We start from the raw sequence: 13670 nt of genomic DNA on the forward strand, positions 1-13670 counted from the left end.
AACTGCAAAATATCGGCAAATTCGCAATTACCTTCAGCTTTAATACGGTTTAACCGAACTGAATGGTATAAAAAAGTTTGCCGGGAGAGGTCAGTGGAGAATAATTTGCTCCAGCGGAAAATTCTGGAGCAAATTAGTGCAATATGCTACTGCATGAGGAACTTTTCCAGGAACTGCCGGGTTCGCGGCTGCTGAGGGTCAGCAAATAAGCGCTTAGCTGGCCCCTGCTCAACGATGCGGCCCTGATCCATAAAGATGGCCCGGTCGGCTACGTCACGGGCAAAACTCATTTCATGCGTAACGATCACCATCGTGCGCTTCTCTTGCGCCAGCTGACGGATAGTATTCAGCACCTCCCCCACCAGCTCCGGGTCAAGCGCGGAAGTAGGTTCGTCAAATAATATTACCTCAGGGCGCATCGCCAGCGCACGGGCAATGGCCACGCGCTGCTGTTGTCCGCCGGACAAACGTCGCGGGTAGCTGGTCTCTTTTCCTGCCAGCCCCACTTTTGCCAGCAGCTCACGCGCGCGGGCTGTGGCTTCTTCCTTCGGCTCGCCCTTCACAATGACCGGGCCTTCAATGATGTTCTCCAGCACCGTGCGGTGCGGGAAAAGATTGAAGCTTTGAAACACAAAACCCACATGCTGTCGCAAACGGCGGATCAACCCTTTCTGCTGCGCGAAAGATTTCCCGGTATCGATGGTGATATCACCCACGCGGATCGTTCCCCCTTCCGGCTGCTCGAGTAAATTAATACTGCGCAACAGCGTGGTTTTCCCCGAACCGCTGGGGCCGACGATCGCCACCACTTCACCCTCCTCCACTTCCAGGTCGATGCCATGCAGCACCGTCTGACCGTGGAATTTTTTCACCAGGTTTTTAACGTCGATAGCACTCATTTCGGATCTCGCTCCTGGCGGTTAAGCTGGTTTTCAAAGTAGTTCTGCAGCGCGGAGAGCACGGTCGCCATCACCCAGTAAATCAGCGAGGCCGCAAGATACATGGTGAAGACCTCCAGCGTGCGCGACGTGATGAGCTGCGCCTGACGAAACAGTTCCGGCACCTGGATCGTCGCGGCAAGCGAAGTATCTTTCACCAGGCTGATAAAACTGTTGCTGAGCGGAGGCAAGGCCACCCGCGCCGCCTGCGGCAGGATCGCCCTTCGCAGCGTCTGCCAGGGCGTCATCCCGATACTGGCAGCGGCTTCCCACTGTCCTTTATCGATGGACGAGATGGCCGCCCGCAGGGTTTCGGAGGTGTATGCCGCGGTGTTAAGCGACAGGCCAATCATCGCTGCGGGGATCGGATCAAGCTCGATGCCGAACTGGGGCAAACCGTAGTAAATCATAAACAGCTGCGCGATAAGCGGCGTACCGCGAAACACGGAGATGTAGAACCGTGCCAGCCAGCGAATCGGCAGGACATGAGACATGCGCATCAATGCCAGCACAAACCCGAGCACCAGGCCGAAGAACATCCCGCCGATGCTGAGCTGGAGGGTAAACACCGCTCCCTTCAGCAGAAAGGGCAGTGAATCAATAACCAGTTGAATACTTTCTTGCATTATTATTTTTCGACCTGATTTTTAAACATGCGGATGATAGGCAAACAGCGCGGGCGCTCCGCCCGTGTGTACGAATAAAATCGGGCCTTCATCCTTAAAGCGCTTGCGGGTAATGCCGTCAATCAGGCCTGCCATCGCCTTGCCCGTGTAGACCGGGTCAAGCAGGATACCTTCCAGACGCGCCAGCAGTTTGACCGCTTCCATACCCTCTTCGTTTGGCGTGCCATAGCCCGGCGCAAAATAGTCATCCCACAGCAGGATCTCGGCTTTTGCCTTCAGCTCTAGCTGCTCAGCCACCGCCTGCTGTAATGTAACGACCTTCGGTTTTTGCTCGGGCACGCTGCGGGACACCGTCACGCCAATCAGTTCAACGTCCGGCATCAGTTGTTCAAGTCCGACCGCCAGCCCGGCATGCGTGCCCGCGCTGCCGGAGGCAACCACCACCGAGGATAAGCTCACTGCGCCTTCACACTGCTGCGCGATTTCCAGCGCGCTCTCCACATAACCCAGCGCCCCCAGTGCATTCGAACCGCCGACCGGGATCACATAGGGCCGAAACCCCTGAGCTTCCAGCCGCGTGGCCAGCTCCTCAAGCTGCGCATTCGGATCGTTCAACGCATCGACCATTTCAACCTGCACGTTGAACAGATCCAGCAGCAGGCGGTTGCCGTTGGTCAGATAGTTTTCCGCATGTGTTCCGATAGGGTTTTCCAGCAGTGCCACGCAGTGCAGCCCCAGCTTCGCCGCCACTGCGGCCGTCTGGCGAACGTGGTTCGACTGAATGGCCCCGGCGGTGATCAGCGTATCCGCCCCTTCGCGCAGGGCATCGGCGGCGAGGAATTCCAGCTTGCGCAGCTTGTTGCCGCCCATCGCCATTGGCGTCACGTCATCCCGTTTGATGAAAATATCGCGTCCTAAATAGTCAGAAAAACGCGGCAGGTACTCCAGCGGCGTGGGTGCCCCAATAAATTCCAGGCGGGGGAAGCGCGTTACATTCTGCAGTGACATGGGTTCTCCGTTAACGCATACAAGAATTGATATTTTTATTATGCACGTAGTCACGTCATAAATAAAAAAGGCGCTTTTAAAAGCGCCTTTTTTTGTCACACAAAGCTTATTTGGTCACGTCGGCGCCGAACCACTTCTCAGACAGCGCCTTCAGGCTGCCGTCTTTTTGCATCTCTGCAATCGCGCCATCGATGGCTTTCAGCAGATCGTCGTTACCTTTACGCACCGCCACACCAGACTCCTGACGAGAGAACGCATCACCCGCAACGGCCAGGGTATTGTTGGTTTTCTTCACCAGGTCCAGCGCGGCCAGACGGTCAACCAGAATGGCATCGATACGGCCGACGCGGAGATCCTGATATTTCGTCGGGTCGTCATCATAGGTACGGATATCTACACCCTGAACGTTCTGACGCAGCCACTCTTCGTAGTTGGTCCCAAGACCGACGCCCACTTTTTTCCCTTTCAGGTCAGCCGCGGACTTAATGGTCCCTTCGTTACCTTTCTTCACCAGCGCCTGGATACCCGACACGGTGTACGGCGTGGAGAAATCATATTTCTTCTTACGCTCATCAGAAATGGTCACCTGATTGATCACCACATCGATGCGTTTAGAGTCCAGCGAGGCCAGCATCCCGTCCCATTTGGTCGGTTTGAGAGAGGCTTTGACGCCCAGGTGCTTCGCCAGCTCTTCGGCAAACTCGACTTCAAAACCGGTCAGTTTACCGTCGTCACCCTGGAAGCTGAACGGAGGATAGGTCCCTTCCAGCCCAACCAGCAGCGTGCCGCGCTCTTTGACTTTATTCAGCAGATTTTCCGCCGCGAACGTTTTCACGCTCATCCCTGCGACCAGCGCAACGGCCATCACACCCATCAGCGCCTGACGACCCAGAAGTGCTAATTTCATATATACCCCGATACAGTGGAATTTTTGAGTAGTGTAGAGAAATCGCCTGCAAGGTCAAAGGCGACTGCGCTACATCTTATTCATTTTTAATATATATCAGAAGTTGTCTCGGCGTGGACTTTCTGCTGTAACGCCACCGGCATTTGTACCTTATATTGCGCGTACTTGCGCAGCGCAATGCGGTAGTTGTTGGTGCTGGTGGCAGGCAACCATGGCTCCAGATTCTCATCCAGATAACCGGTCTTCAGCAGATCAGGGGAAAGGTTCTGCAGAGTGAGATGCTGACCAAGACGGCGCAGGCGCACCACATATTCACGCACGGTGCCGTGGCTCATCTCGGTCTGCTCAAACAGGAACTGTTTGAAGCCGATGATATCAAAGAAGTCGCTTTGCTCTTTGCAATGGAGATCGCCACAGAAACGGCAAAGCGCTACCCACTCTTTTTGCTCTTCGCGCCAGGCGGCTTCATCCAGTAAGGTATCAAGGCGAGAGATCGCAATTTTATTCACGATTTCACCGCGACGTACCAGCGTGATACGGTCGAGTAGCTTGTTACAGTGGGCGCAATGCGTCTGGCTGTGTTTAAAGTCTTTCAGGTAGCGGCTTAGAGGCCGTCTTTTAGCGTGCTGCACCGTCATGATAACTCCTGGTTGTCAATACGTTGTGCGGCATTTTCAGGTGAATGAATCACCTACAACTTACCCAGTTTTGTCCGTAAGCGTTTTATGGCCTGGCTGTGCAGCTGGCTAACCCGCGACTCCCCTACTTCCAGCACCGCGCCAATCTCCTTGAGATTAAGCTCTTCCTGGTAATAAAGGGTCAACACCAGCTGTTCACGTTCTGGTAACGCTTCAATCGCTTCCATCACGCGCTGGCGTAAGTTACCTTCCATTAAATGGTGTAACGGGTTTTCTTGCTGATGCTCATCCGTCACCAGCTCGATACTGTCGCCATGCTCTTCGCGCCACTCGTCGTAAGAGAAGAGTTGGCTATTATTGGTATCGAGCAACATCTGACGATAGTCTTCAACAGCAATACCCAGACGCTCCGCCACTTCTGTTTCCGTCGCGTTGCGCCCCAGTTCCTGTTCCAGCTGTCCCATTGCATGCGCCACTTCGCGCGCGTTGCGACGAACGCTGCGCGGCACCCAATCGCGGCTGCGCAACTCGTCCAGCATCGCACCACGAATACGCTGAACTGCGTAAGTCGTAAATGCCGTTCCTTGCAGAGCGTCGTATCGGTCAACTGCATTTAATAACCCGATACCGCCCGCCTGTAGCAGATCGTCCAGTTCCACGCTCGCCGGCAACCGCACCTGGAGGCGCAATGCTTCGTGACGCACCAGCGGGACATAACGCTGCCACAGCGAGTGTTTATCCATTACACCTTCAGCGGTATAGAGTGAATTCACGATAAACAGCCCTGCGTTAGTTGAGTTATCGGCATGATTATCCGATTCTGGAGGGGTTTTAATCGGGTGAATAGTGGGTGAAAAAGCAGTTTATTTATGAGTTGCGCCAGTAAAAAAGGGAGATGTAACAAAATGCAGGATAAAAAATGTGGTCAACGCACGGCGTAAAACAGGCGTTTTTCCTTTTTAATTAGCGTTACATCCTTGAATAACCTCAGGATGAGCGATAATGCCATTGCGCTGAATGCACACTATCCCCACCTGAAGCTATTTCGCCTTCTGCAACCCACCCGAAGGTGCGTTCTACTTTTTTAGCGTTGCTTACTTCGCAGGATAAACACGGGACGATTTAAAAACTCACCCAGGTCATCCCGCCGTGCAATATTTTCGTCATTCTTATCCTGGTACACGATTGCGCCATTCATATTTACGGCTATCCCAATGTGTTCTATATCCCACCAGGGAGAGGTATGGGTGGTGACATACTCTATTAATTCAGCCTTGGTGCCCGTGGCAAACAGAGGTAAATTTCTGTCTCCCCGCCAGTTAAAACCTAGCTGAAATATGAGCGTCCGGCATTTACCCTGCATGCTGTTAAGATGCGTGACGATTTCTTTTCGGGCCTGTTCTCTGTTTAACTGCGAGTCGCCGTAATCATCGCCCAGATGGTGCAGTACGTTCAGCAGAATGGCGATATCAACATCCAGTTGCTCATTGATAAATTCAAAATAGCGGGCATGAACGTCGCAAGATGCTTCACGCCCTAGCAGCGTGGCACAGTCTTTAACAAACTCAGCATGGGGACGTGTTCCCTCATAGCAAATGACTTTCTTCGCCCCTGCCATCAGCGAGGAAAAGGCAAAAAAGCCCATATTGCAGCCAATATCCGCGACAACTTTGTTTTTAAAATCAACCCGCTGCGCGATATAGTCGAAACGTTGTTGTTCGTAACGAGATGAAGGCTGATGCATATCACCGCCCAGGAGTCGGGATAACTCAGCAGGTAAAACCTGATACTGCGCATGTTTTCCCGAATCTGATTCGGATCTTAATCGTGTTTTTAATGACTCAATCAGCGCTGGCTGTGACATGCTCACTCCGTAAAACAGAAGACCTACGTTTCAAAAACGATTTAACTGCGGTTATACCCTCATGCGCGAAAAGCCGTAACGTGTCACGCTGTATGTAAATATCGCTCAGGCACAACCGCGTAATAAACCTGGCCGGGGATTGTCCCGGAGACAAAAACAGCCGCACATTTTTCCCCGAAGCCCGGTTCTGCAACCATCCGTTGAGCCAGAGATAGCGCCGGGGACGGTGCGGCGCGTCAGGACAGGTACCGCTCATACTAACCCACGCGGGATTGAAGCCATGAGAAACGGCCAGCTCAAAGGGGCCCCACAAGCGGGGATTCGCTTCAATGAGATAAGATTGCTCTTTTTCTCTCATTATTTCGACCATGATAAAACCCGCATAACCCGTTGACTGGAGTAACGTGAGTATTTGCGACTCAACCACCTCGTCCGGGCAGGTGCATATTTCGGCAGAGATAATGGATTTGCCTTCGGCCTGCTGTAATAAATTTTTTTGCCACAGTTTTTTGACTATCCCACCGGACACGAACAGCAGAAGATAATAACTTTCACCGTCGATATACTTCTGGAAAAAATAGTCGCTCGACGCATGGCTCGATGAAAAATCCTGCAGATCGCGAGGGGTAAACAGCAACTGGGGATAAATTTTTTCACCCGTCACGGTTGAAAATTCTTGTTTTGGTTTGGCAACGCAAGGAAGACCCGTGTTATCAGGAACGTCGAGCGGTTCCGGTAGCAAAATACCGTACGTCGCGGCTAACGCATTGAAGGTGGATTTATCGGAAAGCGTGGCATAGAGACTTTCGTCACACAGCGGAATGGTTAATCCGCTCGCGGTAAATCTCGCACGATGCTCTAGCATCACACGGTTAACGGATTCAGCCGTGGGTACATAAATCAACTTATCGGCCGGATAGTTATCCCGGAGGATTTCGATTTGACGGACCATATCATCGGCATCTAATCGGTCTAACGTGCGACGGGCATCGACCCTGTTTTTATAGGCTGTATAAAAAATTTTGTCGCGTGAAGGGCGTGAAATAATCGAGAAACATGCCCCGGCACGTTTGAAATGACGGCAGCAGGCAATAATTGCGCGTTCATTCGCCCCGCTGAACATAACGAATCGCTGATCCATAGGAAATCACGCCGCCTTAGAATGGCTTAGGTTTACAATCACACCGATTATCCGTTCAATCTCGTCACGTTGTAGATCGGGATAGAGTGGTAAACACAATACGCCAGAGGAGACATGATGCGCGCATGGCAAATTAGAAGGATGCGACGATGTCAGCCCCTTATACATCGGGAACTCAGAAATTAACGGGTAAAAATAGCGACGAGTGAATACGTTGTGCTCTTTCAGCTGCTGGTAAAGCTCGTCGCGGGTCAATGGGAAAACGTTATCATCAATAAACACAGGGCAATACGCGTAGTTCCAGTTAACCCCGGAAGGGGTATGAATAAAAGAGATGCCAGGAATGTGACTCAGCGCTTCATAATAATTTTGAAAAATATCTCTGCGCTTAATCAAGGCCTCTTCAATATGTTCCAGCTGCAGCAAACCGAAAGCGGCCTGGAACTCATTCATTTTTCCGTTAATCCCGGGGGCGACAACCGTCGTTTCATCTGCAAAGCCAAAGTTTTTTAGATAATCGATGCGCTTTTTCACCTTGTCATTAGGGCAAATAATCGCGCCCCCTTCGAAGGTATTGAAGACTTTCGTGGCGTGAAAACTCAGTACCGACAGATCGCCGTGATTCAGAATGCTGTTATCGCCCACGCTAACGCCGAACGCATGGGCTGCATCATAAATAACCCGTAGACCGTAATTGTCTGCAATGCGCTGGATCGCCTCAACGTCACACGGCAGGCCATAACAATGCACCGGCATGATGGCCGTGGTCGCGGGCGTAATTGCCGCCTCAATCTTTGCCGGATCCATGTTACACGTGGCGGGATCGACATCCACAAATACGGGTTTGATATTATTCCACAGCAACGCATGGGAAGTGGCCACAAATGAATAAGGCGTGGTAATGACTTCCCCTGAAATACGAAGCGCCTGAAGCGCGGTCATGAGCGCCAGCGTCCCGTTTGCAAACAGGCTCATATGACCAACCCCAAGATATTCCGTCAGCGCCTGCTCAAGTTGAATATGAAATGGCCCACCGTTGGTCAGTTTTTTGCTTTGCCAAATCTCTTCCAGATAGGGAATAAACGATTCCAGAGGAGGCAGCAACGGGCTTGTCACCATCACATTCTTGTTCATTTCAGTTCAACCCAGCATCAGCTTAATCTACCTGACATTATATTTTCTTGCAGGCGCGCTAATCGCTCTATAAACGCGGTGAAACAGGGTTAAACCAACTGATAACTTACCCATCAGGCAAGCCCTTTCCTGCAGCGCCAATCCGTAAAAATATGACTAAAAGTGATGGATACTCCACCGCTGGGTGTTCGACATCTGTGTCACTCTTTGCTACAAACTGATGCTCACAGGAAATTTATGACAACGCCAACCTGCCTGATTTGTGATTCGGAAATGCAGTTTTATTTCCAGAAAGATAAATACCATGCACCCTCAATGGATGTTCTTACCCGCGATTTGGTTCCTGTGCTTTTTTATGAGTGCCCACGATGCCATTTTCTCAGCTCGAAAACACATAAAGATATACCGTTTCAGCGATGGGAAAAACTCAATACCGACTATCACCATCACCACAGCGAATCCGGCGGAAGAAGCGTAAGTGGGTTCAACGCACCGCCCTATATAGAGCAAGCGCTGATGATTGAACTTCTGGCCCGGCATAATGTTGTCGATGTCAGTAGCGTGCTTGACTATGCCGCAGGTTACGGAAGGCTGAGCCATTTGTTACGCAAGTACTTTAACCGCGATATTCCCTGTTACGATAAGTATGTGAGGAATCCGGAGCATCATTACGTCGATGAACCGCAGAAAAAAACCTGGTCGATGGTCATTAACTCTGCCATGTTTGAACATGTGCTAACCCGGCAGGATCTGGACGACGTCAACGACCTCGTCTCGGATAACGGTTCGCTGCTGATCCACACCGTAGTGGTTGATCGCATACCAAAGGATCCCGCCTGGTTTTACACAGACGTTCCAGTGCACACTGTTGTCCATACCAATAAAAGTATGAACATTTTGATGGAACAATGGGGTTACAGATCGTCGATATATAGCCCTAAAAGTAAATGCTGGATCTTGCTACGTGAGCCTTACGCCACGGTTAAGCCACGCATTGAGCAGATTAATGACGAGCTGCAGACCTGTTGGTTTTATGGCAAAGACGGGTTTATGGATTACTGGAAAACACGTTAAGCCGATTCGCTTGCCGGAGCTGCGCGTAAAAAAGGGCGGATTATCCGCCCTTAACGTATTAATCAGGTAACCAGGCTTTTGCCCACAGGGCAGCGCTGTCGGCATTATGCATCCAGTCGCGGAAAATCGTGGTCTGTAGGGCTTTACCCATTCGCTCACTCTGCGCAGGATTATCCAGATGGAAACGCAGCGCGTCGGCCCAATCCTTATAGCGGTTTCGCACGCGCGTCACCTCATCTATTGAGCGGTAACACTCAACGTCGCTACAAATAACCGGGATCGCGCATGCCCCATACTCCAGCAGGCGAAGGTTACTTTTACAGGCATTAAACAGATTGTCTTCCACCGGGGCAATCGCCAGATCGAGATTAAGCGATGCGAGCTTGCGCGGATAAACCTCGATATCCACGCCATGATGGAACTCATGCACGTACGGCAAAAGTTTATCCGGACACATGCCCAAAAAGATCCAGTCCACTTCACTGGCGAAAGCTTTTACCACGTCGGCAATCATTTCCAGGTCGCCGCGGTGACTTGATCCCCCTGCCCAGCCAACCCGGGGCTTGCGGCCCTGCTGGCGAAGGCTGGTTAAGCCAGACCACCAGTCAGCGGAGACCCTGTTTTGCATAACGACAATATTAGGATGATAAGGTGAAAAAGCATCTGCCAAAGGTTGCGTCGAAACCACAAAACGATCCATGTAACTGAGCGTCTTACGCAGGTTTTTCAACGTATCGCTGTCAAATTCCTGCTTGTGCTGGTTCTTCACTGGAATATTAGGCAGGTAATCGTCCAGTTCGAACACGCTGAAGATCCCGGTGCGTTTTTTCACGACCCGCATCCATTGCTGAAACTCCGGCGTGAATTGCCGTTGAATAATGATGCTGTCAGGTTTGTAGCGTGCCAGCGCGGGCATGCTCGCCAGTCCGGGCGAGAGTTTGCCGTCGACACGCTGATGCTCAACCATGGATTCAAACGGCTTAATGATACGGTAGTAACCACAGCCCGCATAATCACCCATATGCGGCATCACAACCGGTAATGGGTTCCAGGATAAGGGCCGCCAGCTAAGCTTACTGTCCGGGTTCACCATAAACTGTTCGCTGCTCAGCGAAAGGTTGATGTTGTACGCCGGATCGTTACAGAGGATCGGCATCCAGCGCCGAAACATCTCATCCTCTTCACGTTCCTTTTGCTCGCGCAAGGTTGTTTTTTCTCGCTCGGAAAGTGCCTCTTTCGGGCCAACCGTCCGCAGCACGGTTGCGGATGGTGTCCACACAGTAAACCAGCCCTGCTCACGAATACGCAGGCACAGGTCTATGTCCCAGAACGAATCTAAAGCATCATCGATGCCGCCCGCGGCATCGAAAGCCTGTTTATCCACCAGCATGAAATCGCCTGAGACAGCGCTGTAGTTTTGATCCACGTGCAGCCTTCCCATGTAGCTTTTAAAGCTGTCATCCGTGCCATAAAAAGCTTCGCCAGCAACACCATTGACCCCCAACAGATATCCGGCATGGCGAACCGTTCCGTCACCGTAAAGCTGTTTTCCACCCACAACGCCCACTTCAGGGCGCTGCCCGTGATTGAGCAATGCATTTAGCCAGCCGGGTTGCGTGATAACCAGATCCGGATGCACAAACGCAACATATCGCCCTTGCGCCACCGTCGATGCCTGATTGTATGCCCGGGCATGTGAGGTGATATCCTCTGCATAACACACCTTGATGCGGGCGGGATCGATTTCCGCCAGACCGTTGAGCCAGGTCGTCACCTCGGAGGGTGCCGTTTGGTCAGCGATGACAATCATCTCATAATGCGGCCACTGCGTTTTTTCGATAACCGAGGTCACGCAGGTGACCAGCGGGGCGACGCGGTCCCCTGCAGCAATAATGATTGAGACCAAAGGCACATCGGCATGACCGTACTGGATATGGTAATGGCCGAAAATATCGACCTCGATCTGCGCATCGGCATAGCCGCGATTGTGCAGGTGACGCTGCAGGATACGTTGTTCCTGATCCGGCGCGGCTGCGGGGTTCATCCCAAGGAACAGCGGCTCCGCCAAATGACCGAGCGGAGCAAATCCCTGGCTTTCGATAAGCTTAATAAGGAGGTCAAACTCAAACGCCGCGCCCATGCTGGCGTCGATCCCGAACTGAGTGATCGTTTCACCGCGCAGGAACCAGCTGCGTGCCAGCATCTGCGGCTGACTCAGAAAAAGGTCAAGGTTGAAATCCGATTTGAATTTACCCCCAATGACCTTCTGGTCGATGGTGAAAATTTCATCGCCATAAATGGCAGACAGAGACTCTGCCTCGATAAGCGTCGAGGCGAGAGACGTCAAACCGGAATCATAGAACTCTCCGCCTGCCTCGAAGGCGATAAACCAGCCGCGCGGGCGCTCGGTAGCCAGTTCTTCCAGTGCATGATGGAGAGCTACCGATGCCGGGAACGTGCGAACATGTTCGACGTTTTCCATGCCTACGACGACCGGATGAATCGTTAACCCGCTATAGCTTTTGTGCATCAGGGAGGCGAGCGTCTTCTCAACATCCTGAGCGCCGCGTCCGCCAAAGATCACTACGGTCAGGTCAGCAGCGTCCACGCTTGCATTGCGCTCGTCCATCAAGCTTTGTTGCGCAGTGGGAACCTGACGCTGCTGCAACCAGTCGGCGAGTTGCGACTCTTTCATCCCCGCCTGGATCTCGCTGGAGATATCACGCAGGACAAACTGGTCGGGCTTCGTAAAACTCGCTACGCGTATATGGCGAAGCGGCGTTGTGGTCTCATCCCCCATGTCGAGAAGCTTGAGCCGTTTTGGAAATTCAGTGTGGGTTTTCTCTGCGCGAGGATCGCGTTCACGACCCAGTTGGCTGACCTGCTGGCGGGAGACACGCAGAGAAGAAAGCGGTTTAACGAGGTAGGCTAAATCTCCTTTCTGAAGGATCTTCATATAGATGGTCAGATCGCCAAGGAAATGCATCACCAAACCATCAAGCGCAAACAGCCCATCAGGCTGTTCCATAAGATCCAGTAAATCCTGTCGATACATCAGCACCGTACTGGGTTCGCCGATGAAATTGACGATCTCCTGCAACTGGTAACTGACGATATCCCGGCCATTGAGTATGGAATCTTCCGCCACGATGGGGACGGTTGCGCCGATATCACAAAGGCGTTCACCATACACACCAATTCGGTTGCGCCGGGATGTCGCGAGTCGTACCGACGGAAATTGTTGTAAGGTTTTTACCAGGGAAGAAACGCACTGCGGCTCGATCGTATCGTCATCGTAGAGAAACTTGATGTACTCCCCTTTCGCCTCGCGGATGCATTGCATCACGTTTTTGGCTTCGCCCAGAGCGGGTACGTTTCGGATGTAAGTCAGCGGGAAAGGAGAAAGGGATTGATACCGGGAGACAATGTCAGAAATGTCATTATTGGGGCAATCGTCTGAAACTATAATTTCAATATTGTCATAATCTTGCGCGAAAGCACACCGTAATGCCTCCTCGAACCAGGATGACTTATAGGCAGGCAGGACAAGGCTAACCAGCGTGGATGGCGACATAACGAGATTCCCTATGATGGCTCCTGGACACCACGGTATCGGCATCCGTTTATGATAAGCACGATACTGGATTGATACTGATTCAATCCCGATAACACACGGTGAAAACTCATGGTTTCCTGACGTTTGTCTCTGGACGTAGATTGCGGTTAAGGCTGGAGAGAGAAATGGCCGTAAGACTGGCTGTATGCTGGCTTAACGCCAAAATACGTTGAGTTTCTGTGAGCAAGACGCATAAAAAAGCCCCGGCCATAGGGCCGGGGCTTTTACGCGTTTTATATTAACGCAGCAGGGACAGCATGGTCTGCGGAACCTGGTTGGCCTGAGCCAGTACGGAAGAGCCAGCCTGCTGCAGGATCTGCGCGCGGGACATGTTGGACACTTCTGTCGCGTAGTCGGAATCCTGAATACGGCTGCGGGCAGCAGACAGGTTGTTCACGGTGTTGTTCAGGTTGGTGATGGTGGACTCGAAACGGTTCTGAGACGCACCCAGCAGGCTGCGCTGGGAGTCAACCGCTTTGATCGCCGCATCGATGTCTGCCAGTGGAGCGGAGCCAGATGCTGCACCGCTTGCGCCGCCGGTGACGGAGCCTTTCAGCACGTCAAAGCCTACAGCCTGAGTGGAGCGCTGGGTACCGTTAACGGTATCACCGGATGCCATGGTTTTGGTGTTCAGTGCACCGCCGGACGCGCCAGCAGCCGCCAGGTTGAAGCTGTCGCTCGCGCTCAGGGTGATGCCGATGGTTTCACCATCTTTCGCGCCAAC

Annotated in this window: 12 protein-coding genes; 1 reads left to right on the forward strand and 11 read right to left on the reverse strand. The window is 52.2% G+C overall.

Annotation, left to right across the window (positions count from 1 at the left end):
* Nucleotides 1-146 precede the first annotated feature (146 nt).
* From tcyN to FFS28_RS04460, 9 genes are all read right to left on the reverse strand, one after another.
* Nucleotides 147-899: an L-cystine ABC transporter ATP-binding protein TcyN gene (tcyN, locus tag FFS28_RS04420; RefSeq protein WP_137272466.1), complete on the reverse strand. Its 753-nt coding sequence runs from the start codon at nt 897-899 to the stop codon at nt 147-149.
* Nucleotides 896-1564, reverse strand: coding sequence for a cystine ABC transporter permease (gene tcyL, locus FFS28_RS04425; protein WP_006176122.1), 669 nt, complete (start codon nt 1562-1564; stop codon nt 896-898). The genes tcyN and tcyL overlap by 4 nt, the downstream gene beginning before the upstream one ends.
* A gap of 21 nt (nt 1565-1585) precedes the next feature.
* A complete protein-coding gene (gene dcyD / locus FFS28_RS04430) occupies nt 1586-2572 on the reverse strand; it encodes a D-cysteine desulfhydrase (protein ID WP_137848878.1) in 987 nt (328 codons plus the stop codon).
* A 106-nt stretch (nt 2573-2678) separates the two neighbouring features.
* Nucleotides 2679-3479 carry a cystine ABC transporter substrate-binding protein gene (tcyJ, locus tag FFS28_RS04435; RefSeq protein WP_006176124.1) on the reverse strand — a complete coding sequence of 267 codons (801 nt, stop codon included), beginning with the start codon at nt 3477-3479 and terminating at the stop codon, nt 2679-2681.
* A gap of 86 nt (nt 3480-3565) precedes the next feature.
* Nucleotides 3566-4117, reverse strand: coding sequence for a flagella biosynthesis regulatory protein FliZ (fliZ, locus tag FFS28_RS04440; RefSeq protein WP_058610161.1), 552 nt, complete (start codon nt 4115-4117; stop codon nt 3566-3568).
* Between the two features lie 53 nt (nt 4118-4170).
* Entirely contained in the window at nt 4171-4890 is a 720-nt protein-coding gene (locus tag FFS28_RS04445) for an RNA polymerase sigma factor FliA (RefSeq protein ID WP_042320109.1), read from the reverse strand.
* A 311-nt stretch (nt 4891-5201) separates the two neighbouring features.
* Nucleotides 5202-5981 carry a hypothetical protein gene (locus tag FFS28_RS04450; protein ID WP_137848879.1) on the reverse strand — a complete coding sequence of 260 codons (780 nt, stop codon included), beginning with the start codon at nt 5979-5981 and terminating at the stop codon, nt 5202-5204.
* Complete coding sequence (locus tag FFS28_RS04455; protein WP_137848880.1) at nt 5959-7122, reverse strand: ATP-grasp domain-containing protein; 1164 nt, start codon at nt 7120-7122, stop codon at nt 5959-5961. Before FFS28_RS04455 ends, FFS28_RS04450 begins: the two co-directional genes overlap by 23 nt.
* Before the next feature lie 6 nt (nt 7123-7128).
* The gene (locus tag FFS28_RS04460) at nt 7129-8256 is read right to left on the reverse strand and encodes a DegT/DnrJ/EryC1/StrS family aminotransferase (RefSeq protein WP_137848881.1); all 1128 of its coding nucleotides are present in this window, start codon (nt 8254-8256) and stop codon (nt 7129-7131) included.
* A gap of 237 nt (nt 8257-8493) precedes the next feature.
* On the opposite strand from FFS28_RS04460, the gene FFS28_RS04465 reads away from it, so the two are divergent.
* The gene (locus FFS28_RS04465; RefSeq protein ID WP_137848882.1) at nt 8494-9330 is read left to right on the forward strand and encodes a class I SAM-dependent methyltransferase; all 837 of its coding nucleotides are present in this window, start codon (nt 8494-8496) and stop codon (nt 9328-9330) included.
* Between the two features lie 58 nt (nt 9331-9388).
* Here the strand turns inward: FFS28_RS04465 and FFS28_RS04470 are convergent, their stop codons facing one another.
* Together FFS28_RS04470 and FFS28_RS21810 are read right to left on the reverse strand one after the other, a co-directional pair.
* On the reverse strand, nt 9389-12949 hold the full coding sequence (locus tag FFS28_RS04470; protein ID WP_137848883.1) for a glycosyltransferase: 3561 nt from the start codon (nt 12947-12949) through the stop codon (nt 9389-9391).
* Nucleotides 12950-13184: 235 nt separating this feature from the next.
* On the reverse strand, nt 13185-13670 hold a 486-nt coding region (locus FFS28_RS21810; RefSeq protein ID WP_283204940.1), incomplete at its 5' end, for a flagellin.

This window comes from Enterobacter sp. 2VL (assembly GCF_005503595.1).
Classification (GTDB): Bacteria; Pseudomonadota; Gammaproteobacteria; order Enterobacterales; family Enterobacteriaceae; genus Enterobacter; species Enterobacter cancerogenus.

Excerpts from the sequence above, each read along its gene's own strand:
- tcyN (WP_137272466.1), bottom strand. The coding sequence starts at position 899 with ATGAGTGCTATCGACGTTAAAAACCTGGTGAAAAAATTCCACGGTCAG.
- tcyL (WP_006176122.1), bottom strand. The coding sequence starts at position 1,564 with ATGCAAGAAAGTATTCAACTGGTTATTGATTCACTGCCCTTTCTGCTG.
- dcyD (WP_137848878.1), bottom strand. The coding sequence starts at position 2,572 with ATGTCACTGCAGAATGTAACGCGCTTCCCCCGCCTGGAATTTATTGGG.
- tcyJ (WP_006176124.1), bottom strand. The coding sequence starts at position 3,479 with ATGAAATTAGCACTTCTGGGTCGTCAGGCGCTGATGGGTGTGATGGCC.
- fliZ (WP_058610161.1), bottom strand. The coding sequence starts at position 4,117 with ATGACGGTGCAGCACGCTAAAAGACGGCCTCTAAGCCGCTACCTGAAA.
- FFS28_RS04450 (WP_137848879.1), bottom strand. The coding sequence starts at position 5,981 with ATGTCACAGCCAGCGCTGATTGAGTCATTAAAAACACGATTAAGATCC.
- FFS28_RS04455 (WP_137848880.1), bottom strand. The coding sequence starts at position 7,122 with ATGGATCAGCGATTCGTTATGTTCAGCGGGGCGAATGAACGCGCAATT.
- FFS28_RS04460 (WP_137848881.1), bottom strand. The coding sequence starts at position 8,256 with ATGAACAAGAATGTGATGGTGACAAGCCCGTTGCTGCCTCCTCTGGAA.
- FFS28_RS04465 (WP_137848882.1), top strand. The coding sequence starts at position 8,494 with ATGACAACGCCAACCTGCCTGATTTGTGATTCGGAAATGCAGTTTTAT.
- FFS28_RS04470 (WP_137848883.1), bottom strand. The coding sequence starts at position 12,949 with ATGCCGATACCGTGGTGTCCAGGAGCCATCATAGGGAATCTCGTTATG.